General features: G+C 60.1%; 21 protein-coding genes. All 21 read left to right on the top strand.

The window, feature by feature from the left end:
- Positions 1 to 6: 6 nt before the first annotated feature.
- The 21 genes from flgK (at position 7) to CKW32_RS16560 (ending at position 23,591) form a co-directional block, all read left to right on the top strand.
- Entirely contained in the window at positions 7 to 2,055 is a 2,049-nt protein-coding gene (gene flgK, locus CKW32_RS16460) for a flagellar hook-associated protein FlgK (protein ID WP_032887859.1), read from the top strand.
- Between the two features lie 14 nt (positions 2,056 to 2,069).
- On the top strand, positions 2,070 to 3,710 hold the full coding sequence (locus tag CKW32_RS16465; protein ID WP_095185425.1) for a flagellar hook-associated protein 3: 1,641 nt from the start codon (positions 2,070 to 2,072) through the stop codon (positions 3,708 to 3,710).
- A gap of 276 nt (positions 3,711 to 3,986) precedes the next feature.
- Complete coding sequence (locus CKW32_RS16470) at positions 3,987 to 4,916, top strand: ketoacyl-ACP synthase III (RefSeq protein WP_032887863.1); 930 nt, start codon at positions 3,987 to 3,989, stop codon at positions 4,914 to 4,916.
- A gap of 265 nt (positions 4,917 to 5,181) precedes the next feature.
- Complete coding sequence (locus CKW32_RS16475) at positions 5,182 to 6,606, top strand: flagellin (RefSeq protein WP_032887865.1); 1,425 nt, start codon at positions 5,182 to 5,184, stop codon at positions 6,604 to 6,606.
- A gap of 74 nt (positions 6,607 to 6,680) precedes the next feature.
- Entirely contained in the window at positions 6,681 to 7,031 is a 351-nt protein-coding gene (locus CKW32_RS16480) for a flagellar protein FlaG (protein WP_095185426.1), read from the top strand.
- Positions 7,032 to 7,111: 80 nt separating this feature from the next.
- Positions 7,112 to 8,503 (top strand): flagellar filament capping protein FliD, encoded by a 1,392-nt coding sequence (fliD, locus tag CKW32_RS16485; protein WP_095185427.1) that lies wholly within the window; start codon positions 7,112 to 7,114, stop codon positions 8,501 to 8,503.
- A 139-nt stretch (positions 8,504 to 8,642) separates the two neighbouring features.
- Positions 8,643 to 9,047 carry a flagellar export chaperone FliS gene (gene fliS / locus CKW32_RS16490; protein WP_032887870.1) on the top strand — a complete coding sequence of 135 codons (405 nt, stop codon included), beginning with the start codon at positions 8,643 to 8,645 and terminating at the stop codon, positions 9,045 to 9,047.
- A gap of 26 nt (positions 9,048 to 9,073) precedes the next feature.
- Positions 9,074 to 9,370: a flagellar protein FliT gene (fliT, locus tag CKW32_RS16495; protein ID WP_028617332.1), complete on the top strand. Its 297-nt coding sequence runs from the start codon at positions 9,074 to 9,076 to the stop codon at positions 9,368 to 9,370.
- 170 nt (positions 9,371 to 9,540) lie between these two features.
- Positions 9,541 to 11,016: a sigma-54 dependent transcriptional regulator gene (locus CKW32_RS16500; RefSeq protein WP_032887872.1), complete on the top strand. Its 1,476-nt coding sequence runs from the start codon at positions 9,541 to 9,543 to the stop codon at positions 11,014 to 11,016.
- A gap of 110 nt (positions 11,017 to 11,126) precedes the next feature.
- Complete coding sequence (locus CKW32_RS16505) at positions 11,127 to 12,338, top strand: PAS domain-containing sensor histidine kinase (RefSeq protein WP_032888090.1); 1,212 nt, start codon at positions 11,127 to 11,129, stop codon at positions 12,336 to 12,338.
- Positions 12,339 to 12,344: 6 nt separating this feature from the next.
- Positions 12,345 to 13,721: a sigma-54 dependent transcriptional regulator gene (locus CKW32_RS16510; RefSeq protein ID WP_095185428.1), complete on the top strand. Its 1,377-nt coding sequence runs from the start codon at positions 12,345 to 12,347 to the stop codon at positions 13,719 to 13,721.
- A 128-nt stretch (positions 13,722 to 13,849) separates the two neighbouring features.
- Positions 13,850 to 14,179, top strand: coding sequence for a flagellar hook-basal body complex protein FliE (fliE, locus tag CKW32_RS16515; protein WP_017134937.1), 330 nt, complete (start codon positions 13,850 to 13,852; stop codon positions 14,177 to 14,179).
- Between the two features lie 16 nt (positions 14,180 to 14,195).
- On the top strand, positions 14,196 to 15,977 hold the full coding sequence (fliF, locus tag CKW32_RS16520) for a flagellar basal-body MS-ring/collar protein FliF (protein WP_095185429.1): 1,782 nt from the start codon (positions 14,196 to 14,198) through the stop codon (positions 15,975 to 15,977).
- Positions 15,970 to 16,986, top strand: a complete 1,017-nt coding sequence (gene fliG, locus CKW32_RS16525) for a flagellar motor switch protein FliG (RefSeq protein WP_032887877.1) — start codon at positions 15,970 to 15,972, stop codon at positions 16,984 to 16,986. The genes fliF and fliG overlap by 8 nt, the downstream gene beginning before the upstream one ends.
- Before the next feature lie 10 nt (positions 16,987 to 16,996).
- Positions 16,997 to 17,761 carry a flagellar assembly protein FliH gene (fliH, locus tag CKW32_RS16530; protein ID WP_032887879.1) on the top strand — a complete coding sequence of 255 codons (765 nt, stop codon included), beginning with the start codon at positions 16,997 to 16,999 and terminating at the stop codon, positions 17,759 to 17,761.
- Positions 17,751 to 19,109, top strand: a complete 1,359-nt coding sequence (gene fliI, locus CKW32_RS16535; RefSeq protein ID WP_032887880.1) for a flagellar protein export ATPase FliI — start codon at positions 17,751 to 17,753, stop codon at positions 19,107 to 19,109. The genes fliH and fliI overlap by 11 nt, the downstream gene beginning before the upstream one ends.
- A 3-nt stretch (positions 19,110 to 19,112) precedes the next feature.
- On the top strand, positions 19,113 to 19,562 hold the full coding sequence (gene fliJ / locus CKW32_RS16540; protein WP_032887882.1) for a flagellar export protein FliJ: 450 nt from the start codon (positions 19,113 to 19,115) through the stop codon (positions 19,560 to 19,562).
- 167 nt (positions 19,563 to 19,729) lie between these two features.
- On the top strand, positions 19,730 to 20,035 hold the full coding sequence (locus tag CKW32_RS16545; RefSeq protein WP_095185430.1) for an STAS domain-containing protein: 306 nt from the start codon (positions 19,730 to 19,732) through the stop codon (positions 20,033 to 20,035).
- Positions 20,032 to 21,750, top strand: a complete 1,719-nt coding sequence (locus CKW32_RS16550) for a fused response regulator/phosphatase (protein ID WP_095185431.1) — start codon at positions 20,032 to 20,034, stop codon at positions 21,748 to 21,750. The genes CKW32_RS16545 and CKW32_RS16550 overlap by 4 nt, the downstream gene beginning before the upstream one ends.
- 30 nt (positions 21,751 to 21,780) lie before the next feature.
- Positions 21,781 to 22,125 carry an Hpt domain-containing protein gene (locus tag CKW32_RS16555; RefSeq protein WP_032887887.1) on the top strand — a complete coding sequence of 115 codons (345 nt, stop codon included), beginning with the start codon at positions 21,781 to 21,783 and terminating at the stop codon, positions 22,123 to 22,125.
- Positions 22,126 to 22,256: 131 nt separating this feature from the next.
- On the top strand, positions 22,257 to 23,591 hold the full coding sequence (locus CKW32_RS16560) for a flagellar hook-length control protein FliK (RefSeq protein ID WP_095185432.1): 1,335 nt from the start codon (positions 22,257 to 22,259) through the stop codon (positions 23,589 to 23,591).
- Positions 23,592 to 23,779: the final 188 nt, after the last annotated feature.

A 23,779-nucleotide genomic window follows, 5' to 3' on the forward strand; every position in this document is an offset into this window, starting at 1 on the left:
TGAACCATGAGTTTGCTCAATATCGGGATGTCGGGGCTTAACGCCGCTCAAGGATCGTTGTCGGTCTTGAGTAACAACATCGCCAACGCCAATACCGCGGGCTATTCGCGTCAGCAGACCACCCAGAGCGCGAACGCGTCGAATCAGTACGGCGGCGTGTTCATCGGCAGCGGCACCACCCTGGCCGACGTGCGCCGGGTCTACAACGAATACCTGGACACCGCTTACCAGAACAGCACCTCGCTCAACAGCGATGCCAAGGCTTACCTGGACCAGATCAGTGCGGTCGACAAGACCCTGTCGGACAAGACCACCGGCATGTCCGCCGTGCTCAGCTCGTTCTTCGCGGCGGTGCAGACCGCCTCGGCCAGTCCGAACGATACTTCGGCCCGTCAGATCCTGCTTACGAACGCCCAGACCCTGACCAACCGGTTCAACACCATCTCCAGCCAGTTGAGCCAGCAGAAAGAGACCATCAACAGCCAGTTGACCTCGATGAGCGATCAGGTCAACCAACTGACGTCGTCGATTGCGTCCCTCAACAAGCAGATCGCCCAGGTACAGGGTTCGTCGAACACTTCCCCGGCCAACCTGCTGGACTCCCGTGCCGAGGCTGTACGCTCGCTCAATGAGTTGATCGGCGTGACCGCCACGGAAAAGAACGGCGTGTTCAGCCTCAGCACCGGCAGTGGCCAGTCCCTGGTGCTGGGCGATCAGTCCAGCAGCATTTCCGCGGTGCCGAGCAAGAGCGACACTAGCCAGTACACGATCCAGCTCAATGCGCCGGGCGGTACCGCCCTGGACTTGGGCAACGTGATCAGTGGCGGCAGCATTGGTGGCCTGCTGCGTTATCGCAGCGATGCGCTGATGCCGGCAATCAATGACTTGGGCCGTATCGCGATTGTCACTGCCGATGCGCTCAACAGCCAGTTGGGCCAAGGCCTGGACCTCAATGGCGAGTTCGGCGCCTCGATGTTCACCGACATCAATAACGCAGCCTCCGTTGCCCTGCGCAGCCAGGCGGCCCAAGGCAACCTGGGCGACGGCGCCCTGGGCGTGACGATCAAAGACAGCAGCCAGTTGACCAACTTCGATTACAAGGTCAGCTTCAACGATGGGACCAATCTCAACAAGGTGACGGTCCTGCGATCCGACGGCAAGGCTATGGGCACTTATGACTTGAGTGCCACGCCGCCGCCGGTTATCGACGGTTTCACCCTGGCGGTCCAGAGCGGCGCAGTGCAGGCGGGTGACAGCTTCAAGGTCAGCCCGACCGCCAACGGCGCCAAGGAAATCGGCACCGTGCTCAGCGATCCGAGCAAGATTGCCTTTGCCGCGCCGTTGCAGGGCGAGGCGGGTAAAACCAACCAGGGCACCGGCACCTTTACGCCGCCGACCCTCACAGTGCCTCTGGATATCCAGGGTGGCGCCGACACCGCGCAATTGCGTACGGGCATTGAGCACTCGATGCCGGTGACGATGGTCTTTGGTAAGCCCGCGGCCGATGGCACTCAGGCTTACACCCTCAGCAACGCCCAGGGTGATCCGATCGGCTCCGGCACTATCATTCCAGGCCAGGCCAACAAGATCAGCATCAGCGTGCCTATGCGCGATGCCGGCGGTGTCTTGTTGTCGCCAGCCAAGAGCTTCAGCTTCGACACCACGGTGGGCGGTTCGCCAGCGAACGGCGACAGCACCTCCTTCTCGTTCAATGCCTCCGGCAAGTCCGACAACCGTAACGCCCAGGCCCTGCTCAACCTGCAGACCAAGTCAACCGTAGGCCTCGCGGCCGATGGCAGTGGGGGCACCAGCCTGGTGGGGGCCAACAGCAAGTTGGTCTCGACCGTCGGCGCCAAGGCCGCAGCGGCCACCACAGACACCACGGCGACCAACGCGCTGTTGACGGCCAACAAGAACGCACGCAACTCCGTATCCCAGGTCAACCTGGATGAAGAAGCGGGCGACATGATCAAGTTCCAGCAGTACTACACAGCGTCGTCGCAGATCATCAAGGCTGCGCAAGAAACCTTCAGCACGCTGATCAATAGTCTTTAAGGGAGTCTGGGACGATGCGCATTTCTACACAGCAGTATTTCGACACCAGTGCCAGCAAATATCAGAACAATTATTCAGGTGTGGTGCAGGCCCAGCAGCAGGCCAGCTCCGGCGTGCGTGTGCAGACCGCCGCCGATGATCCGGTGGCTGCCCAGCGCTTGCTGATGCTGCAACAGCAGAAAGATATGCTGTCGCAGTACAGCGGCAATATCACCAGTATTCAGAACAAGCTGACTAACGAAGAAAGCATCCTGGATGCGATCAACACCACGATCCAGGCCGGCAGCCAACTGGCGCTGCGTGCCGGTGGCGTGACCAGTGATGCTGACCGCAAGTCCATTTCGGTTGAGGTGGGCGCGCTTGAGGATCAACTGTTGGGCTTGCTCAACAGCAAGGACTCGGCCGGCAACTATCTGTTCTCAGGCTCCAAGACCGACACGCCGCCGTACTCGCGTAACAACGATGGTACTTATAGCTATCAGGGCGACGAGAACGAGCTGAGCCTGCAGGTATCCGAGACCTTGACGGTTCGCACCGGCGACACCGGCAAGACCATCCTGGAAGGGGCGGTCAACACCAGTCGCACCCAGTCCAGTTACCTCGCGCCTGCCACTGCGCCGGTGGCGCCTGCGATTTCGCCGCCGCTGGTCGACGACCACAAGGTCGCCTTATCGAGCGGCCTTGTGACTTCGGGTTCCGACTACACCCGGCAGTTTGCCGACGGCCAGCCGTACAAACTGACGTTCACCAGCAGCACCCAGTACGTCATTACCGACAAAGACAACAACGACATTACTTCGCAGGTTGCCGGTAACGGGACGTTCGACTCCACCAAGGAAGGCAGCGCCAGCGTCAACCTGCGTGGCGTCAAGTTCGATATCACGGTAGACCTGACCGACCTTGCCACGGGGCCTGATGCCGATGCGCTGGTCAAGGGGCGTGAGTTCAGCCTCAGCGCCAAGCCTGACGGGTTCAACATCGCTCGAACCCCGAGCAACACTTCCAGCGCGCAATTGACCAATGCCAGCGTCAGCAGTGCGGCCAACTATTCGAGCACGTTTCCTAACAGCGGCGTATTGATCAAGTTCGACGACACCGACCCGACGGCTTACAAGGTCTATGCCCAGCCGTATACAGCCGGCAGCAAACCGATCGTGGACAATGGCGTCATCACTCCCGGCACCGGCACCCCGCCAGGCCCGAGCACCATCACGGCGGCAGGCGTTACCTTCGAACTGAGCGGCACGCCGAACGTTGGCGACCAGTTTTCGGTGGGCAACACCACCCAAAAAACCCAGAACGCCCTCGATACCCTGGGCCAACTGCGTATGGCTCTGGAGCAACCGGCAGACGGCATTCCGGGCGCGCGGGTCAAACTTCAGGACGCCTTGAATGCCGCCGTCAGTAACCTGACCAGCTCGGCCGACCAAGTGGACAACGTACGTGGCTCCATCGGTGCGCGTGAGAATGCGTTGACGGTGCAGGCCAGCGCAAACACTAGCATCAGCTTGGCCAACACCACGACCATGAGTGCACTGGCCAACGTCGACATGGGTGAGGCGGCGATCAACCTGACGCTTCAGCAAACCATGCTCGAAGCCTCGCAGCTGGCGTTCGTGAAAGTCTCGCAGTTGAGCCTGTTCAACAAGATGTAAGTGGCGCCAAGTCAAGCGGCCCGCTCTGGAAACAGGGCGGGCCGTTGTCGTTTCTGGGGTTAAATTGTTGAAACGTTTTGCATAAAGCGCACAAAATTGAGTGACCTGTGAGTCATAAAGCGCATCTTCACTGTATCGTGTGAAAAGGATAAGTCGTCACAGGGTCCTTGCGGGGCGGCTTTCAGCGAGATTTTTATGGGGTTATCCCCTTTATTGTCAGCACTCCGGGCGCAGTCCTCGGGGTGTTCTCCAGCTATTTAGTATTGGGAAGCCACAATGATTGGCATAAAAAGCATCGCCAGTTACGTGCCGGCAGACGGGATCGATAACTACGCCCAGGGTGCCAAATTCGCCAAGGATGAAGAATTCATCATTGGCAAGATCGGTTCTGCGTTCCTGCCGCGCAAGGAAGCCGCGCAGGAAACCTCCGATCTGTGTGTCGAGGCGGTCAACGCTTTGTTTGCCAACAACCCGGATCTGAAGCGCGAATCGATTGACGCGCTGATCGTCGTCACCCAGAACGGTGATGAAGAGGGTTTGCCCCACACCGCCGCGATCGTCCAGGACAAACTGGGCCTGCCGACGCATGTGGCGGCCTTTGATATTTCCCTGGGCTGCTCCGGCTACGTCTACGGTATCTACGCGATGAAGGGCTTCATGGAAGCCACTGGCCTGAAAAACGGCCTGCTGATCACCGCCGACCCGTATTCGAAGATCGTCGACCCGGAAGACCGTAACACCACCATGCTGTTCGGCGACGCCGCTACCGCCACCTGGATGGGTGAAGACGCGCCGTGGTTGCTGGGCAAGTCCAAATTCGGCACCGACGGTTCCGGCGCACCGCACTTGAAGGTCAGTGATGGCGTGTTCTTCATGAACGGTCGCCAGGTCTTCAACTTCGCCTTGCTCAAGGTGCCGGCGCATTTGCACGAGCTGCTCAACGAGTCGGACCTCAAGGCTGATGAGATCGACGCGTTCTGCATTCACCAGGGCAGTGCGGCCATCGTTGATGCCGTGGCACGCCGTTTTGAAGATGCCCCGGTGGACAAGTTCATCAAGGACATGGTCGAGACCGGCAACACCGTGTCGTCGAGCATTCCGCTGCTGCTGGAAAAGCACGTGATGGACGCCAAGTGGAAGCGCGTGGCAATCAGCGGTTTTGGTGTGGGTCTGTCGTGGGGTTCGGCGATTCTGTATCGCCCGTGACGCTTTAATAGGCTGCATAAAAAAACGCCGATGATTTAGAAATCATCGGCGTTTTTTATTTGGCGCCAGAAAAGCCAATGAATCCGGGGTTTTGAGCTGATGTAAGCCGTTGAATTGCAAAGGGTGGCACGGCGCCAGTAAAAAAAATCAAAAAAATCCTCAAGCAACTGCCTACCACGACGATAACTATTACGTAGGTTCTCAGGCCACACCCGGCGGTTGCCAGGGCCGGAAGCCGCAGTATCCATCCAACGAGGATTTCGTCATGGCTTTAACAGTAAACACCAACATTGCTTCGATCACTACTCAGGGCAACCTGAACAAAGCTGGCGGCGCCCTGGCCACTTCCATGCAGCGCCTGTCTTCCGGCCTGCGTATCAACAGCGCTAAAGACGACGCAGCTGGCCTGCAGATCGCTAACCGCCTGACCAGCCAAATCAACGGCCTGGGTCAAGCAGTAAAAAACGTGAACGACGGTATCTCCATCGCTCAGACCGCTGAAGGCGCGATGCAGGCTTCGACCGACATCCTGCAAAAAATGCGTACCCTGGCTCTGTCTTCCGCTACTGGCTCCCTCAGCGCTGACGACCGTAAGTCGAACAACGACGAATACCAGGCTCTGACTTCGGAACTGACCCGTATCTCGCAAACCACTACTTTCGGTGGCCAGAAGCTGCTGGACGGTTCGTACGGTACCAAAGCTATCCAGGTTGGCGCCAACGCTAACGAAACCATCAACCTGAGCCTGGAAAACGTTGCAGCCAACAACATTGGTTCGCAGCAGGTCAAAACCAAGGCCATCGTGCCTAGCGCAACTGGCCTGGCTGGCGGCGACATCACTGTTACCGGCAACGGTCAGACTAAAACCGTAACTTACGCTGCAGGCGCTTCGGCTAAAGACATCGCTGCGGGCCTGAACGGTTCGATCGGTGGCCTGACCGCTACCGCCAGCACTGAAGTCAAACTGGAAGTAGGCGCTGCCACTCCGTCGAACTTCAAACTGGCTGTAGGTAGCGGTGCCGCTGTTGATTTCGTCGGCGTGAAGGACCTGGCCGGCCTGGCTGACCAGCTGAAATCGAACGCTGCCAAACTGGGCATCAGCGTTAACTACGACGAATCCAACAAAACCCTGTCGGTTAAGTCGGATTCCGGCGAAAACCTGTCGTTCTCGGGTGCTGATGCCAACGCCCAGGCCAACATCCTGGTTGGCGCTAAAGACGGCGCTGGCGCATTCGCCACCCCGGCTGCTCTGGGTGCTGCTGCAATCGTTGTGACCGGTCAGGTTTCCCTGGATTCGGCTAAAGGCTACTCCCTGAGCGACGCTGGTACTGGTGTATCGGACTTGTTCTCGGCTGCTACCGTTTCGTCGACCAAGACCACCATCTCTAACACCGACGTGACCGACGCTACCAACGCTCAAAACGCGCTGGCTGTTATCGACAAGGCCATCGGCACCATCGACGGCGTTCGTTCGGGCCTGGGTGCTACCCAGAACCGTCTGACTACCACTGCAGACAACCTGCAGAACATTCAGAAGAACTCCACCGCTGCACGTTCCACCGTTCAGGACGTCGACTTCGCTTCCGAAACCGCCGAACTGACCAAGCAACAAACCCTGCAGTCGGCTTCCACCGCGATCCTGTCGCAGGCTAACCAGCTGCCATCCGCTGTACTGAAGCTGCTTCAGTAATCCCAGCGCTTGGTAACTAACGGAAGGGCGCGTCTACGTGCCCTTCCGTTTTTTCGGTTTAGAGGAGATTGGACATGGACATGAGTGTAAAGCTGAACCAGTCTTATCCGCCGGTTGCACCTCAAAGCGCACCTGCCAAGGTAGTGGCTGACAACAACGTTCTGAATGTCCAGGCAACGCCCGCGATTAGCCAAGAGCCCGCACGCGCCGACCTGGAAAAAGCAGTCACCGATATTCGCGATTTCGTTCAAGCTACCCAGCGTAGCCTCGATTTTTCCATTGATGATTCCACCCACCGTGTGGTGGTCAAGGTCATCAATACCGACAATGGTGAAGTGATTCGCCAGATTCCGTCGGAAACAGCATTGAAGCTGGCACAGAACCTCAGCAGCGCAAGCAACCTGTTGTTTGACGACAAGGCCTGAGCTGGCATGAAACTTGTTGCTGTCCTGTCTTGAGGCGTAATAAGTCAAGATAACGGCAGCCACCGAACAGGAGATAGATGATGGCGGGTTCAACGGTAAGTGGTATCGGTTCGAACATCGATACGCAAGCGATCGTGACATCCTTGGTTAACGCCGAAAAGGTGCCCAAGCAAACGCAGATCAATACCGCGTCCGCGAAAGCGACCACCACGCTGTCTTCGATCGGCAAGGTTCAGGCAGCGCTGGATGCGTTTCGTAGCGCCCTGGACACCATGTCCAAGGACAGCAGCTTCACCGGTTTGAGCGGTTCGTCGTCGGATGAAAAGACCGCGACCATGACGGCCAGCAATACGGCCTCGAACGGCAGCTTCCGGTTGATCGTCGACCAGTTGGCCCAGGCGTCCAAGCTGTCGAGCAAGAACTTCAGCGGTGGCACTTCGACGGTTGTCAACGCGACGGATAAGCCGACCACGTTGACCATCAGTCAGTCCGGCAAGGCTTACGACCTCAGCGTTCCAGCGGGCGCGACCCTGCAGCAGGTACGTGACTCGATCAATACGCAGTTTGGCACGTCGGGGCTGAGTGCCAACATCCAGACCGATTCCAACGGTTCTCGATTGATCCTGACCTCTACCAATATGGGGACGGGCTCGGACCTCACGCTGTCTGGCACCTCGGGGCTGGATGTGGGCGCCACGGTCGTTGATTATCCCAAGGATGCGCAATACAGCATCGATGGTGTTTCGTCTGTGTCCAAGTCCAACACCATCACTGGTGCTCTTAGTGGCGTGGATATCAAGCTGGTAGCTACGTCGACTTACAAAACGGGCACTACGGGTGACAAGAACGCCACGCTCATCACCGTCAGCACCAACAACACCGCGCTCAAGTCCGGGGTCAAGGGGTTCATTGACACCTACAACGCCCTGATCACAGCGATGAACGCCGAAACCAAGGTCACCACGAACCTGGACGGCAGCACCACTGCGGCAGCGTTGACGGGTGACTCGACCATGCGTTCGTTGCAGAGCACGATCCGCAATGAGTTCAACGCGCTGTCGGGCAACGGGGCCTTCAAGTCCCTGGCTCAGTTCGGCGTGACCACCAGTTCGACCACTGGTCTGCTGGCGATTGATGACAAAAAGTGGGACGCGGCGGTTAAAACCAACGGCGCCGACATCAACAGTATGTTCAGCGGTAAAGACGGCATGCTGGCGCGGATGAAAAGCGCCACGGATGACTTTGCCAAGGCGAGCACCGGTATCTTGGCGACGCGTTCGACGTCCTTGTCGGACACGCTGAAGGACCTGACCAAAGACCAGGCCACGCTCGACGAGCGCATGACCCTGCTCACCAACAGCCTGTCGGCCAAATACAACGCCATGGACACCCTGGTCGCCCAATTGCGCCAGCAAAGCACCAGCGTCATGACCACGCTCAACGCCTTGAACAACGTCAAGACCAATAGCTGATGCCTGCGCATGAAAAAGGCCAGGCAATCTGCCTGGCCTTTTTTTATCGCGGGACAACTGGCCCTAAAGCTTTTTGCGAACCCGTCGACATATTGGTTACTAGAATCCTTTTCGCTGTCGCCCGTCACGAGGTAGAAACATGAATCCCATGAGAGCCCTTCGCCAATACCAGAAGGTCAATTCCCATGCTCAGATCTCCGAAGCCAGCCCTCATCGCCTGGTGCAGATGCTGATGGAAGGCGGGCTCGACCGCATGGCCCAGGCCAAGGGCGCGCTGGCGCGTGGCGACATCGCCCAGAAGGGGCTGATGCTCGGCAAGGCCATCGATATCGTGATCGGCCTGCGTGACGGCCTGAACGCTGAAAAGAGTGATAACCCGGCTTACGTTCAGCAGTTGGAAAGTCTGTATGCGTACATGACCAACCGTCTGATGGAAGCCAACCTGCATAACGACGCTGACATGATCGACGAAGTTGCTCGTTTGATGATTACCGTTAAAGAAGGCTGGGATGCGATTGGCGCGCCACAGGCTGCAGCAGAATAAGGCCTGGGTGCCTTGAGGAACACGTCATGAGCCAAGCACTGCAACGCATTGATGAAACCCGTGAGGCGCTGATGGGCGCGCTGGCAGACCGTAACTGGGACGCCATTGGCGAGCTGGATATGGGCTGTCGCGACGTGATCGAGCAGGTGCTCAGCGAAGCACCGGTGGATGAGGATGCGTTGCGTGAAAAGCTTGAGAGTCTGTTGGCGGTATACCAGCAATTGCTTGAGGTGACGACCGGCGAACGCCAGGCGATTTTCGAAGAGATGTCGCAGATCAACCAAGCGAAAAATGCGTCAAAGGTTTACCATCTGTTCGGCTGAACAGTCGAAGTTAATCCTACCGGCGCGTCATAAATTTGACCGTGCCAGCATTTTTGACTTAACTAGTGCTGTTTTCAGATTTCAGACGTCTATAAGGTAAGAAGTCTTACAGGCGCCTCGATTGCCCTCAATCTCGGGGCAGGAAGTTTTACTAGGGAAGTTGCTATTGCATGTGGCGTGAAACCAAAATTCTGCTAATCGATGACGATAGCGTCCGCCGCCGCGACTTGGCGGTGATTTTGAATTTTCTTGGCGAAGAAAATCTGCCCTGCGGTAGCCATGACTGGCAGCAGGCGGCCAGCTCATTGTCATCGAGCCGTGATGTCATTTGCGTGCTGATCGGGACAGTAAATGCTCCAGGCGCTGTTTTGGGCTTGTTAAAGACACTGTCTACGTGGGATGAGTTCCTTCCGGTCCTGCTGATTGGTGATATTTCTTCTGTCGAGCTGCCGGAAGACCAGCGCCGCCGCGTGCTTTCCAGCCTGGAAATGCCTCCCAGCTACAGCAAATTGCTTGATTCCCTGCACCGTGCCCAGGTCTATCGCGAGATGTACGACCAGGCCCGCGAGCGCGGTCGCCACCGCGAACCTAATCTATTCCGCAGCCTTGTCGGCACCAGCCGCGCCATCCAGCACGTGCGCCAGATGATGCAGCAAGTGGCCGATACCGACGCCAGTGTGCTGATCCTCGGCGAGTCGGGCACTGGCAAAGAAGTGGTCGCGCGTAACCTGCACTACCATTCCAAGCGCCGCGACGGGCCATTTGTGCCGGTCAACTGCGGGGCGATCCCTGCAGAGCTGCTCGAAAGCGAACTGTTCGGCCATGAGAAGGGCGCCTTTACCGGGGCGATCACCAGCCGTGCCGGGCGTTTCGAGCTGGCCAACGGCGGCACCCTGTTCCTTGACGAAATCGGCGACATGCCGCTGCCGATGCAGGTCAAGCTGTTGCGCGTATTGCAGGAGCGCACCTTCGAGCGCGTGGGCAGCAACAAGACCCAGAGCGTCGACGTACGCATCATCGCCGCTACCCACAAGAACCTCGAAAGCATGATCGAGGTGGGCAGCTTCCGTGAAGACTTGTACTACCGCCTAAACGTTTTCCCAATCGAGATGGCCCCGCTGCGTGAGCGCGTGGAAGACATCCCGCTGCTGATGAATGAACTGATCTCGCGCATGGAACACGAAAAGCGCGGCTCGATTCGCTTCAACTCCGCTGCGATCATGTCCCTGTGCCGCCATGGCTGGCCGGGCAACGTCCGTGAGCTGGCCAACCTGGTGGAGCGCATGGCGATCATGCACCCCTACGGTGTGATCGGTGTGGTCGAGCTGCCGAAGAAATTCCGTTACGTCGACGACGAAGACGAGCAGATGGTCGACAGTCTGCGCAGTGACATGGAAGAGCGGGTCGCCATCAACGGCCATACCCCGGACTTCGGTTCTACCGCCATGCTGCCGCCGGAAGGTCTCGACCTCAAAGACTACCTCGGCAACCTGGAGCAAGGCTTGATCCAACAGGCCCTGGACGACGCCAACGGCATCGTCGCCCGGGCCGCCGAGCGCCTGCGTATCCGTCGAACCACCCTGGTGGAGAAGATGCGCAAGTACGGTATGAGCCGCCGAGAAGGTGATGAACAGGCAGATGATTGACGCCTGTTTTTCAAGCCGCTGATTAATCAGCGGTTTTTTTTCGGCACAAGTATTGCTACAGCCCTCGCAACGTTCCGTTTAACTGACGGTCAGCCAAGCGAGAGAGCATGATGCCCCACGCCGCCCAACTATCTTCGGCCCCTGCCATCCAGGGACTGATTGCGCCTGTAGAACCGCAGACCCGCCAGGGTCTTGAACAAGCGTTCTCGCAGTTCAACCAGATGTCGAGCCAACTGACTGATTCCTACAGCCTGCTGGAGGCCCGGGTCTGCGAGCTGAAAGGCGAACTGGCGGTGGTTAGCGCCCAGCGCATGCAAGAGCTGGCCGAGAAAGAGCGCTTGGCCAACCGTCTGCAGAACCTGCTGTCGCTGCTGCCCGGTGGCGTTATCGTCATTGACGAAGAGGGCCGCGTGCGCGAAGCCAATCCGGCAGCCTGCGACATGCTCGGCCTGCCGCTGGAAGGCGAGCTGTGGCGCCACGTCATTACCCGCTGCTTTGCGCCGCGCGAGGATGATGGTCACGAAATCTCCCTTAAAGACGGGCGCCGCCTGTCCATCGCTACCCGTTCCCTGGACGCTGAGCCAGGGCAATTGGTGCTGCTCAACGACCTGACCGAAACCCGTCACCTGCAAGACCAATTGGCGCGCCACGAGCGTTTGTCCTCGTTGGGCCGAATGGTCGCTTCTTTGGCGCATCAAATCCGTACGCCGTTGTCGGCGGCCTTGATTTACGCCAGTCATTTGACTGATGAACAATTGCCCGCTGCCACGCAGCAGCGTTTTGCTGGCCGTCTCAAAGAGCGCCTGCACGAACTGGAGCATCAGGTGCGCGACATGTTGGTGTTTGCCCGCGGCGAATTGCCGCTGACTGACCGCGTGACACCTGCCCAATTGATGCAGGCCCTGCAAGCGGCGGCGGCCACCCATATTCAAGACACTCAGGTGCGTTGGCAGTGCGACAGCCACCTTGGCGAGTTGCTGTGCAATCGCGACACCCTGGTGGGCGCGTTGCTCAACCTGATCGAAAACGCTATCCAGGCCAGCGGCCCGGGCGCACGGCTCAAGGTGCACCTGTACAACCGCGAGCAAACCCTGCGCCTGTGCATCAGCGACAGCGGTGCCGGCATTGATCCTGTGGTGCTTAAGCGCCTTGGCGAACCCTTTTTCACCACCAAGACCAATGGAACCGGCCTCGGCCTGACCGTGGTCAAGGCTGTGGCGCGTGCCCATCAGGGAGAATTGCAGTTGCATTCCCGACTGGGGCGTGGCACGTGTGCATTGATGAGCTTGCCGCTGTTTTCATGCGCGGCAAGCGCGGAGTAAAAAGTAATGGCTATCAAGGTTCTGTTGGTGGAAGACGATCGCGCCCTGCGTGAAGCATTGGCGGACACGCTGCTGTTGGCGGGTCATGACTACCGGGCGGTCGGTTCTGCCGAGGACGCCTTGGACGCGGTGGAGCAGGAAACCTTCAGCCTGGTGGTCAGTGACGTGAACATGCCCGGCATGGACGGCCACCAGTTACTGGCCTTGCTGCGCGCGCGCCAGCCGCAACTGCCGGTGTTGCTGATGACCGCTCACGGCGCGGTGGAGCGTGCGGTGGACGCCATGCGCCAAGGCGCGGCGGATTACCTGGTCAAGCCGTTCGAACCCAAGGCGCTGATCGAACTGGTGGCGCGGCACGCCTTGGGCGTGATCCCTGCCAGCGAAGGCGAAGGCCCGATTGCCTTCGAGCCGGCCAGTGCGCAATTGCTTGAGCTGGCGGCCCGTGTGGCGCGCAGTGACTCCACGGTGCTGATCTCCGGCGAGTCCGGTACCGGTAAAGAGGTGCTGGCGCGTTACATCCACCAGCAATCCACTCGCGCCAAACAACCGTTCATCGCCATCAATTGCGCGGCGATCCCCGACAACATGCTTGAAGCCACCTTGTTCGGTCATGAAAAAGGCTCGTTCACTGGCGCCATCGCTGCCCAGGCCGGCAAGTTCGAACAGGCCGATGGCGGCACCATTCTGCTGGATGAAATCTCGGAAATGCCTCTGGGTCTGCAAGCCAAGCTGCTGCGGGTGCTGCAAGAGCGCGAAGTGGAGCGCGTCGGTGCGCGTAAACCGATCCAGTTGGATATCCGTGTGGTCGCCACCACCAACCGCGACCTCGCTGGCGAAGTGGCGGCGGGGCGCTTCCGCGAAGACCTGTTCTACCGGCTATCAGTATTCCCCCTGGCCTGGCGCCCGCTGCGTGAGCGTCCGGCGGACATCATTCCGCTGGCCGAGCGCTTGCTGAACAACCACGTCAAAAAAATGAAGCACGCCCAGGCGCGGCTCTCGGCCGAGGCGCAAGCGTGTCTCATCAGCTATCCCTGGCCGGGCAACGTGCGCGAGTTGGATAACGCCATCCAGCGCGCGCTGATTCTGCAACAGGGTGGCTTGATCCAGCCCCAGGATTTCTGCCTGGCCATGGGCAGTGGTGCGGCCCCATTGCCTACCTTGGCGCCCACGCCGGTGGTTGCAGAGGCTGAGTCTGCCGGTGCCCTGGGTGACGACCTGCGTCGCCGCGAATTCCAGATGATCATCGACACCCTGCGCGCCGAGCGCGGCCGTCGCAAAGAGGCCGCCGAGCGTCTGGGCATCAGCCCGCGCACCCTGCGCTACAAGCTGGCGCAGATGCGCGACGCCGGGATGGACGTCGAGGCGTATCTGTTCGCCACATAACCGGTAACAACGGCGATAAGGTTTGTCGCCTTTTCTTACGAGTTGATACAGAGCTGGCACCCTTGTTGCTACCTCCCCTAGTAATCGCTGCGTAGTGTCAAAAATTTGCGGGTTGGAGAGAGAAGTTCATGAGCCAGGGTATTGAGTTCAATCGGTTGATGTTGGATATGCGCTCCATGCAAATGGATGCCATGGCTCAACCGAAATCCGTCGCGCCAGCGCCGGAATTGGGCCAAAGCAGCTTCGCCGACATGCTCGGCCAGGCCATCAACAAAGTCAGTGACACCCAGCAAGCTTCCAGCCAGTTGGCCACCGCGTTCGAGATCGGCAAAAGCGGCGTGGACCTCACCGATGTGATGGTCGCCTCGCAAAAGGCCAGCGTCTCCTTTCAGGCTCTGACCCAAGTGCGTAACAAGTTGGTTCAGGCCTATCAAGACATCATGCAGATGCCGGTTTAAGGGCGAGATTTAAGTCATGGCAGAAGCAGTCTCCGACAACGTACCCGCCAAGGCAGACGGCAAGCCGCCGCTGTTTGGCCTGTCGTTCCTGGAAAACCTCTCGGAAATGACCATGTTGCGTCAGGTGGGCCTGATGGTCGGCCTGGCTGCCAGCGTGGCGATTGGTTTCGCCGTGGTGTTGTGGTCGCAACAACCCGATTACCGTCCGCTTTACGGCAGCCTGGCGGGCATGGATTCCAAGCAGATCATGGAAACCCTCGCCGCCGCCGACATCGCCTACACCGTAGAGCCCAACTCTGGCGCGCTGCTGGTTAAGGCCGATGACGTGGCCCGTGCGCGCATGAAGCTTGCCGCTGCCGGCGTAACGCCGTCCGACAGCAATATCGGTTTTGAAATCCTCGACAAGGACCAGGGCCTCGGGACCAGCCAGTTCATGGAAGCCACGCGCTACCGTCGTGGCCTGGAAGGCGAGCTGGCCCGCACCATCTCCAGCTTGAACAACGTCAAGGGCGCCCGTGTGCACTTGGCCATTCCGAAAAGCTCGGTATTTGTGCGCGACGAGCGCAAGCCAAGTGCCTCGGTACTGGTGGAACTGTTTTCCGGCCGTTCGCTGGAGCCTGGTCAGGTCCTGGCGATCATCAACCTGGTGGCCACCAGCGTTCCCGAATTGAGCAAGTCGCAAATCACCGTTGTCGACCAGAAGGGCAACTTGCTGTCCGACATGGCGGAAAACTCCGCCCTGACCCAGGCCGGCAAGCAATTCGACTACAGCCGCCGTATGGAAAGCATGCTCACCCAGCGTGTGCACAACATCCTGCAACCGGTGTTGGGCAACGACCGCTACAAGGCTGAGGTGTCCGCCGACGTGGACTTCAGTGCCGTCGAGTCGACCTCCGAGCAGTTCAACCCGGACCAGCCAGCGCTGCGCAGCGAACAGTCCACCAGCGAACAACGCACCGCCAGCAATGGTCCGCAAGGTGTGCCGGGTGCCCTGAGCAACCAGCCGCCAGCCCCGGCTTCGGCCCCGCAAACCACCGGTGGCGCTGCTGCCACCGCTGGCGCGATCCAGCCCGGCCAGCCATTGTTGGACGCCAACGGCCAGCAGATCATGGACCCGGCCACCGGCCAACCGATGCTCGCCCCGTACCCGGCGGACAAGCGTAACCAGTCCACCAAGAACTTCGAACTCGATCGCTCCATCAGCCACACCAAGCAGCAGCAGGGTCGCGTCAATCGCCTGTCGGTGTCGGTGGTGGTCGATGACCAGGTCAAGGTCAATGCGGCGGATGGCGCCGTTACCCGTGCGCCGTGGAGCGCCGACGAATTGGCGCGCTTCACTCGCCTCGTGCAGGACGCCGTCGGCTTCGACGCCAGCCGTGGTGACAGCGTCAGCGTGATCAACATGCCGTTCTCCGCCGAGCGCGGTGAAGTCATCTCCGAAGCGGCGTTCTACACCCAGCCGTGGTTCTGGGACATCGTCAAGCAAGTGCTGGGTGTGTTGTTCATCCTGGTATTGGTGTTCGGCGTGCTGCGCCCGGTGCTCAACAACATCACCGGCAACGGCAAGAACAAACAACTGGCGGCGTTTGGCGGCAGTGACGTCGAGTTGGGTGGCATGGGCGGCCTGGACGGCGAACTGGCCAACGACCGCGTCAGCCTCGGCGGCCCGCAAAGCATCCTGTTGCCAAGCCCGAGCGAAGGTTACGACGCTCAGTTGAACGCAATCAAAAGTCTGGTAGCAGAAGACCCGGGCCGTGTGGCCCAGGTCGTGAAAGAGTGGATTAACGCAGATGAGTGATCGAGCCGCTGTTGCCAAGCTCACCAAGGTCGACAAAGCCGCAGTTCTGCTGCTGTCGCTCGGTGAAACCGATGCCGCCCAAGTGCTGCGCCACATGGGGCCCAAAGAGGTCCAGCGTGTGGGCGTGGCCATGGCGCAGATGCGCAATGTGCACCGTGAGCAAGTCGAGCAGGTGATGAGCGAGTTCGTCGAGATCGTCGGCGACCAGACCAGCCTGGGCGTCGGCTCCGACAGCTACATCCGCAAGATGCTCACCTCGGCCCTGGGCGAAGACAAGGCCAACGGCCTGATCGACCGCATTCTGTTGGGTGGCAACACCAGTGGTCTGGACAGCCTCAAGTGGATGGAACCGCGCGCCGTCGCCGACGTGATCCGCTTTGAACACCCGCAGATCCAGGCCATCGTGGTGGCGTACCTCGACCCGGACCAGGCCGGTGAAGTGCTCGGCCATTTCGACCATAAAGTGCGCTTGGACATCATCCTGCGCGTCTCGTCGCTGAACACCGTGCAGCCGGCGGCCCTGAAAGAATTGAACACCATCCTGGAGAAACAGTTCTCCGGCAACTCGAATGCCTCGCGGACCACCTTGGGTGGTATCAAGCGTGCGGCAGACATCATGAACTTCCTCGACAGCTCGGTCGAAGGCCAGTTGATGGACTCGATCCGCGAGATCGACGACACCCTGTCCGGCCAGATCGAAGACCTCATGTTCGTGTTCAACAACCTCTCCGATGTCGACGATCGTGGCATCCAGGCGTTGCTGCGCGAAGTGTCCTCCGACGTGCTGGTGCTTGCCCTCAAAGGCTCGGACGAAGGCGTCAAAGAGAAGATCTTCAAGAACATGTCCAAGCGTGCTTCCGAACTGTTGCGCGACGACCTGGAAGCCAAAGGCCCGGTGCGCGTCAGCGACGTGGAAACCGCGCAGAAAGAAATCCTCACCATTGCCCGCCGTATGGCCGAAGCCGGAGAAATCGTTCTCGGTGGGAAGGGCGGCGAAGAAATGATCTAAGGCGCCCCTGATGTCGAACAAAGATGAGGCGCCCAGCGATCTGATTCGCGCACGGGATGTCGGTGGGTTCGACATCTGGTCGTTGCCCAGCTTCGACCCGCATGTGCCCGAGCCTGAGCCGGAACCCGTTGAAGAAACGCCGGTGGAAATGGAAGAAGTGCCGCTGGAAGAAGTCCAGCCACTGACCCTGGAAGAGTTGGAAAGCATCCGCCAGGAGGCTTACAACGAAGGCTTCGCTGCGGGTGAAAAAGACGGTTTTCGCAGCACCACTCTCAAGGTGCGCCAAGAGGCCGAAGCGGCGCTGAGCGTCAAGCTGGCCAGCCTGGAACGTTTGATGGGTGTGTTGTTCGACCCTATCGCCGAGCAGGATGCGCAGATTGAAAAATCCATGGTCGGCCTGGTGGAGCATATTGCACGCCAGGTGATCCAGCGAGAACTGGTGCTCGACTCCAGTCATATCGAAAGCGTGATGCGCGAAGCACTCAAGCTGCTGCCCCTGGGTGTCGGCAATGTGCGGCTGTACATCAACCCGCAGGATTTCGAACAGGTCAAAGCCCTGCGCGAGCGCCATGAAGAAACCTGGCGCATCGTCGAAGACGCAGCGCTTCAGCCCGGTGGTTGCCGGGTCGAGACCGAACACAGCCGCATTGATGCGACGGTGGAAACCCGCATCAGCCAGATCATGGCCAAGCTGCTGGATCAAGTCCACGAGCAGGTGTTGAACCCTGCCGAACCTGACCTCAGCGTCGACCTGGACGCCGCCGATGCGCCTTGATCGCACCAGCTTCGTCAAGCGCCTGAGCGGCTACGTCGAGGCCACTGAATTGCCCGGCCAGCCGATCCTTGAAGGGCGCCTGTTGCGTATGGTCGGCCTGACCCTCGAAGCCGAGGGCCTGCGCGCCGCCATGGGCAGCCGCTGCATGGTGATCAACGACGACAGCTACCACCCGGTGCAGGTCGAAGCGGAAGTGATGGGCTTTTCCGGCAACAAGATCTTCCTGATGCCCGTCGGCAGCCTGGCGGGCATCGCCCCTGGCGCCCGTGTGGTGCCGCTGGCCGATACCGGCCGCCTGCCCATGGGCATGAGCATGCTCGGCCGGGTGCTGGACGGCGCCGGTCGTGCGTTGGACGGCAAGGGCGGCATGAAAGCCGAAGACTGGGTGCCGATGGACGGCCCCACCATCAACCCGCTCAACCGCAACCCCATCAGCGTACCGCTGGATGTGGGCATCCGCAGCATCAACGGTTTATTGACGGTCGGCCGCGGCCAGCGTCTGGGCCTGTTCGCCGGTACCGGTGTGGGTAAGTCGGTGTTGCTCGGCATGATGACGCGCTTTACCGAGGCCGACATCATCGTGGTGGGGCTGATCGGCGAGCGGGGCAGGGAAGTTAAGGAATTCATCGAGCACAGCCTCGGTGAAGAAGGCCTCAAGCGCTCCGTCGTCGTCGCCTCCCCAGCGGATGATGCGCCGTTGATGCGTTTGCGCGCGGCCATGTACTGCACGCGCATCGCCGAATATTTTCGCGACAAGGGCAAGAACGTCCTCTTGCTGATGGACTCGCTCACCCGTTTTGCCCAGGCCCAGCGGGAAATCGCCCTGGCCATCGGCGAACCCCCGGCGACCAAGGGCTACCCACCGTCGGTGTTCGCCAAGCTGCCGAAACTGGTGGAGCGCGCCGGCAATGCCGAGGCCGGTGGCGGCTCGATCACTGCGTTCTATACGGTGTTGTCCGAAGGCGATGACCAGCAGGACCCTATCGCCGACTCGGCGCGGGGCGTGCTCGACGGCCACATTGTGTTGTCGCGCCGTTTGGCCGAAGAAGGGCACTACCCGGCTATCGATATCGAAGCGTCCATCAGCCGGGTCATGCCGGCGGTGGTCACGCCGGAGCATATGGTCCGCGCGCAACAGTTCAAGCAGTTGTGGTCGCGCTATCAACAGAGCCGCGACCTGATCAGCGTTGGCGCCTACGTGGCCGGTGGCGATCGCGACACCGACCTGGCGATCGCCCTGCAACCGCAGTTGGTGACTTACCTGCGCCAAGGCCTCAACGACAAGATCAGCATGGGTGAAAGCGAAGCGCATCTGCATTCCATCTTCGCCCCTGCGCCAGGCGGCTAAGCCATGGCCAACAGCCGCGCCGCGCGCCTGGCCCCCGTGGTGGACATGGCCGAAAAGGCCGAAAAAACCGCCGTACAGCGCCTGGGTTATTTCCAGGGCCAAGTGCGCTTGGCGGAAAGCAAGTTGGGTGACCTGGAACGCTTTCGCGGCGAGTACCAACAGCAATGGATCGAGCGCGGCACCAAGGGTGTTTCGGGTCAGTGGCTGATGGGCTACCAGGGCTTTCTCAACCAGTTGGAAACCGCCGTGGGCCAACAGCGCCAGAGCCTGGCCTGGCACCAGAACAACCTCGATAAGGCCCGCGAAAGTTGGCAAGAGGCGTTTGCCCGGGTCGAAGGTTTGCGCAAGCTGGTGCAGCGCTATATCGATGAAGCGCGGGCGCTGGAAGACAAGCGTGAGCAGAAGTTGCTCGATGAGCTATCACAACGTCTTCCCCGCCAATCACAATTCTGAATGTGCGAGGGGGCTTGCCCGCGGTAGCGATAGATCGGTCACTGAATTTGTTGGCTGACCTACGGCTATCGGGACCAGGCCCTCTTCCGCATTTGACCTGCGGTGTTGCCCGGATCTCATTCGCCTGCTACACCTTGTGTCTATGCCCATGACAAGGAAGCAGTCGCATGTCAATCGAGTCAGAAGTATCCCTGGACGGGAAGAAGTTGACGATCGCTATCAAGGGACGGTTTGATTTCGGCAGTCATCAGACGTTTCGTGACGCCTACGAGCGTTACTACAAAGTGCCTGAGCTGTATGTGGTCGATCTGAAAGAAACCACGTACATGGACAGCTCGGCCTTGGGCATGCTCCTGCTGTTGAGGGACCATGCTGGCGGCGAAGAGGCGCAGGTTGAGGTGGTCAACACCAACTCCGATGTGCGCAAGATCCTCGCCATCTCCAACTTCGACAAGCTGTTCGACATCAAGTGAGCGCCCAGGCCCCCGCGGTTGAGCCGCTGACGATCCTGATCGCCGATGATAACGCTGCCGATCTTCTGTTGCTGTCGACCATTGTGCGGCGCCAGGGGCATCAGGTGCTCACCGCTACCAACGGCGAGGAAGCCGTCGAAGTCTTCGCCCGCGAACGGCCGCAGCTGGTGCTGATGGATGCCTTGATGCCAGTGATGGATGGCTACGGCGCTGCGCGGTGGATCAAGCAACTGGCGGGGGAAGAATTGGTCCCCATCATTTTCCTCACCTCCCTGCGCGAAAGCGCTGCCCTGGCCGAGTGCCTGGATGCCGGCGGTGATGACTTCCTGCCCAAACCCTATAACCAACTGATCCTGGCGGCCAAGATCAACGCCATGGACCGCCTGCGCCGCCTGCAAGCCACGGTGTTGCAGCAACGCGACATGATTGCCAAGCACCACGACTACCTGCTGCATGAGCAGCGCGTGGCCAAGGCAGTGTTCGATAAGGTCGCCCACTCCGGCTGCATCAATGCCGCACCGAACATCCGCTACCTGCAATCGCCCTATGCGCTGTTCAATGGCGACCTGCTGCTGGCGGCCTACACGCCGTCAGGCGACATGCACGTGCTGCTCGGCGATTTCACCGGCCATGGCTTGCCGGCGGCGGTGGGCGCTATGCCCCTGGCGGAAGTGTTCTATGGGATGACCGCCAAGGGCTATGGCCTGGCGCAGATCCTTCGGGAGATGAATGCCAAGCTCAAGCGCATTCTGCCGGTAGACATGTTCTGCTGCGCCACCCTGTTGTGCCTGAGCACCGAGCGGCGCGTGGTGGAGGTGTGGAACGGGGGCATGCCCGACGGTTATGTGCATGACATCGCCAGCGGCAAGCGCACCCCGATGCAGTCGCGGCATTTGCCGTTGGGGGTGTTGTCGGCGCAAGCCTTTGATGACCGCACCGAGGTCTGGCCCATGGCGTTGGGCGACCGTGTGTTCCTGCTGTCCGACGGCGTGTTGGATACCGCAGATGCCAACGATCAACTGTTCGGCGCCGAGCGTTTACAGCAGGTCTTTGCGGCCAATCGCGAGCCCAATCGTCTGTTTGAAGACATCGAACAGGCCCTGGCGGCGTTTCGCGGTGAAGCGCGTGACGACGTGAGCATGGTGGAAATCACCCTGCAGCACGGCCAATCCCTGCGCGCCACCGGGCCGTTGTATGCCGACAGCGGCCAATCCTGCCCGCTGGATTGGTCGGTGAGCTTTGAGTTTCGCGCCGAGACCCTCAAGCGCTACAACCCTTTGCCCTATCTGCTGCAACTGCTGCTTGAGATCCACGGCCTGCGCGAGCAGAGCGGTGCGCTCTACAGCGTGATGGCTGAGCTGTATTCCAACGCCCTGGAACATGGTGTGCTGGGGCTGGACTCGCGGCTCAAGCGCAATGCCCAGGGGTTTGCCGAATATTACCGCCAGCGCAATGACCGCCTGGCGAAGTTGAACAGCGGTTACGTGCGGGTGCATGTGCAGGTGGTGCCCACCCACATGGGCGGCAAAATGACGTTGCGCCTGGAAGACAGCGGGCCGGGTTTCGACGTGGAACAGATGCTGGCACGGCCGCTGGACGTCGATCGTCTGTCGGGTCGGGGCCTTAGCCTGGTGCGCCAGTTGAGCAGCGACGTACGCTGGTCTGACGGTGGGCGCAGTGTCTGCGTGGAGTTTTGCTGGGGGGCTCTGGCATAATCCGCCGATTCTTGATCAAGGAGCGAGCAAGTGGCAGAGATTCATATGGACCCGCAGGTGTTGTCGGGTTTGCAGGAGGTTATGGAGGGCGAGTATCCCAAGCTGCTTGATACCTTTCTTGATGACTCCCAGAAACGCATCGAGGCCCTGCACCAGGCGCGGGATGATGCCAAGGCGTTGGGACGGATTGCGCATAGTTTCAAGGGGAGCAGTGGGAACCTTGGGGCGCTGCGGTTGGCGCAGTTGTGTCAGTCGCTTGAGGCCAGGTCTTCTGAGCCGGCTTCGGACTTGGGGGAGTTGGTGGATCAGATTGATCGGGAGTTTGCGTTGGTGCGGCCGTTGTATGAGCACGAAAGGCAACGGTTTCAACTTTGATGGGTGACCTGTCCGTTACCGAATAACGGATAGGCCCACCCAAAAAACCGCAATCCAACAAACCTGGCCCAACTCTTGCTCTACCTCCAGGTACTGCATCCCCGACCCCCATGCAGTGGAGACCTTTACCTATGCCAGTCGCCCCCAATTCGCTTCTTCAGGCTGCCCCCGCGGCCAAGCCTCAAGCGCCCGCTGCCAACCCCCAGGTAGCGGCTGCGGACCCACGGGACAAGGGCCCTGGCTTCGCTCAAGTGTTCGCCAGCCAAGGCTCGAAACCGTCGGTCAAAACCGACGACAACGCGGCCAAACCCACACGCGACAAGCCTGTCGACGCCAGCGCCAAGCCGGCTGCCGGTACCGACAAGCCTGCCGCCAGTACACCGGCGGTTGCCGATAGCGGCAAGACCTTGCCTGCCAAGCCGTCCGACGACAGCGCCAATAAGGATGACGACGCACCCGCCGATCCAGCACTCGCGCAGCAGCCCCCGACTGATCCCGTCGTCGACCCGGCCATGATTGCCGCTGTCACGCCTGTGGTCTTGCCGGTGGTCGTGCCGGTGGAAACCCCGGAACCCGCCGCTGCCGCCCAGGACGACAAGGCCCAGCCGTTGGTCGCTGTGCCCATCGCGGCGACCGAGGAGGTCAAGCCGGCCTTCGATCCTGAGGCTGATCCCCTGGATGCCATGCCGGCCGTGCGCCTGGCGATGGAGCAGGGCGGGCATGTGTCGGCCAGCAGTCAGGCGCCGGCCAAAACCGCACCGACGACTACCCAGGACCAGCCAACCGCCGCGCAGAACTTTGCCGCTGGCCTGGCCACAATGGTCGACCAGCAAGCCACCAAAGACAGCACTGACCAAGGCGGTGACAAGGCCTTCAGCGGCTTGATCGAAGACGGCCTCAAAGACCTTAAAAACGCCACCAGCGACACCCGTGTCGATGATTTCGCCAATCGTTTGGCGGCATTGACCCAGGCGGCCACGCCGAAAACGGCCAACGCGTTGCCGCCGGTGACGAATGCGCCACTGGCCATGCACCAGAGCGGTTGGACCGACGAGATCGTCAATCGAGTGATGTACCTGTCCAGCGCCAACCTCAAGTCGGCGGAGATCCAGTTGCAACCGGCTGAACTCGGCCGTCTGGATATCAAGGTCAACATGACCGCCGACCAGCAAGCCCAGGTCAACTTCATGAGCGCCCACCCGGTGGTGCGTGAAGCGCTGGAAAGCCAGTCGGGTCGCCTGCGGGAAATGTTTGCGCAACAGGGTATGGGGCAGGTGGACGTCAACGTGTCCGACCAATCCCGTGGTCAGGAGCAGCAACAGCAGCAGGCCCAGACCAGTGGCGTGAGTCGCAGCGGGCGAGGGGCTGACAGCGGCGACAGTGGCAACCATATTGATGTGGCTGAAGCCGTGGTGCCAGTGAGCTCTACAGTGATCGGCTCCAGCGCCGTCGATTACTACGCCTGACTTGAGCCGCGTACAGATCCAAATTGTGGGAGGGGACTTGCCCTCCGGTGAGGGTGTATCAGTCAACCGATGTATGAACTGACACACCCTCATCGAGGCAAGCCTCCTCCCACATTTGTTTTGTGGTGTTCGTTCGTCTCTGCCTGCCAGACAACTCTGGCATAACACTTGCTCTTGCCTATCCGTAG

The organism is Pseudomonas sp. Irchel 3H9 (genome assembly GCF_900187495.1).
Classification (GTDB): Bacteria; Pseudomonadota; Gammaproteobacteria; order Pseudomonadales; family Pseudomonadaceae; genus Aquipseudomonas; species Aquipseudomonas sivasensis.

Bases quoted from the DNA above. Each gene is read 5' to 3' on its own strand.
- CKW32_RS16465 (WP_095185425.1), top strand. From the start codon at position 2,070: ATGCGCATTTCTACACAGCAGTATTTCGACACCAGTGCCAGCAAATAT.
- CKW32_RS16510 (WP_095185428.1), top strand. From the start codon at position 12,345: ATGGCTATCAAGGTTCTGTTGGTGGAAGACGATCGCGCCCTGCGTGAA.
- fliD (WP_095185427.1), top strand. From the start codon at position 7,112: ATGGCGGGTTCAACGGTAAGTGGTATCGGTTCGAACATCGATACGCAA.
- fliI (WP_032887880.1), top strand. From the start codon at position 17,751: ATGCGCCTTGATCGCACCAGCTTCGTCAAGCGCCTGAGCGGCTACGTC.
- flgK (WP_032887859.1), top strand. From the start codon at position 7: ATGAGTTTGCTCAATATCGGGATGTCGGGGCTTAACGCCGCTCAAGGA.
- fliS (WP_032887870.1), top strand. From the start codon at position 8,643: ATGAATCCCATGAGAGCCCTTCGCCAATACCAGAAGGTCAATTCCCAT.
- CKW32_RS16475 (WP_032887865.1), top strand. From the start codon at position 5,182: ATGGCTTTAACAGTAAACACCAACATTGCTTCGATCACTACTCAGGGC.
- fliT (WP_028617332.1), top strand. From the start codon at position 9,074: ATGAGCCAAGCACTGCAACGCATTGATGAAACCCGTGAGGCGCTGATG.
- CKW32_RS16545 (WP_095185430.1), top strand. From the start codon at position 19,730: ATGTCAATCGAGTCAGAAGTATCCCTGGACGGGAAGAAGTTGACGATC.
- CKW32_RS16500 (WP_032887872.1), top strand. From the start codon at position 9,541: ATGTGGCGTGAAACCAAAATTCTGCTAATCGATGACGATAGCGTCCGC.
- fliG (WP_032887877.1), top strand. From the start codon at position 15,970: ATGAGTGATCGAGCCGCTGTTGCCAAGCTCACCAAGGTCGACAAAGCC.
- fliJ (WP_032887882.1), top strand. From the start codon at position 19,113: ATGGCCAACAGCCGCGCCGCGCGCCTGGCCCCCGTGGTGGACATGGCC.
- CKW32_RS16470 (WP_032887863.1), top strand. From the start codon at position 3,987: ATGATTGGCATAAAAAGCATCGCCAGTTACGTGCCGGCAGACGGGATC.
- CKW32_RS16505 (WP_032888090.1), top strand. From the start codon at position 11,127: ATGCCCCACGCCGCCCAACTATCTTCGGCCCCTGCCATCCAGGGACTG.
- CKW32_RS16560 (WP_095185432.1), top strand. From the start codon at position 22,257: ATGCCAGTCGCCCCCAATTCGCTTCTTCAGGCTGCCCCCGCGGCCAAG.
- fliH (WP_032887879.1), top strand. From the start codon at position 16,997: ATGTCGAACAAAGATGAGGCGCCCAGCGATCTGATTCGCGCACGGGAT.
- fliF (WP_095185429.1), top strand. From the start codon at position 14,196: ATGGCAGAAGCAGTCTCCGACAACGTACCCGCCAAGGCAGACGGCAAG.
- fliE (WP_017134937.1), top strand. From the start codon at position 13,850: ATGAGCCAGGGTATTGAGTTCAATCGGTTGATGTTGGATATGCGCTCC.
- CKW32_RS16480 (WP_095185426.1), top strand. From the start codon at position 6,681: ATGGACATGAGTGTAAAGCTGAACCAGTCTTATCCGCCGGTTGCACCT.